This window comes from Acinetobacter sp. RF14B (genome assembly GCF_006864105.1).
GTDB classification, from domain to species: domain Bacteria; phylum Pseudomonadota; class Gammaproteobacteria; order Pseudomonadales; family Moraxellaceae; genus Acinetobacter; species Acinetobacter lwoffii_C.
On sequence record NZ_SMTB01000230.1, the window covers coordinates 1 to 534 of the forward strand.

Consider the following 534-nt stretch of genomic DNA (forward strand, 5'->3'; position numbering starts at 1 on the left):
ACGAGGCGGGAAAGGGGTTTGGTCAGTTCTTTCCGTTCCATGTATCGTTTGAAGATCCAGAGATAAATATCAACCAGTTCCAGCCCGGCACTCATCGTTCCCGACTGGAAGACAAGCGGTTTTGCTGGCATGTTCTTCATATCCATGACAGGCAAACCCGGCCCCAGTGCCCACGGCTGTTCGCGGATCTGGTAGTAAAACTCGTTCAACTCCCGCTGGGTGGTGTTGAACTGTGACTGCTGGTCAACAATGATATCTGCTTTCCGGTTCGGTGCCCCCAGACGAGAGCAGATCCCGTGCAAAACGGACTGAAAACCAATCATATTGGGCATGATCTGCAACTTTTCCTTATTGGTTTTGCAGTTGTACCCCAGCTCATCAAAGTTGACCATCGCCCAAGATAGGGCATCGGTAATGAGTTCAACTGAACGGGCATCACCCAGAGAGTGAACGCGCTGAAGCAGCACTCCACAAACCTCACTGAATAATGAGCAAGAACGTTCATCATGAGCCTCAAGACGGGCACGCCACGCT

At 51.3% G+C, this 534-nt stretch carries 1 protein-coding gene; it reads right to left on the reverse strand.

The window, feature by feature from the left end; genetic code table 11:
- Positions 1–467, reverse strand: a 467-nt coding sequence (locus E2K52_RS14660; RefSeq protein WP_264765953.1) for a hypothetical protein, incomplete at its 3' end; no start/stop codon positions are given.
- Between the last annotated feature and the right edge of the window lie 67 nt (positions 468–534).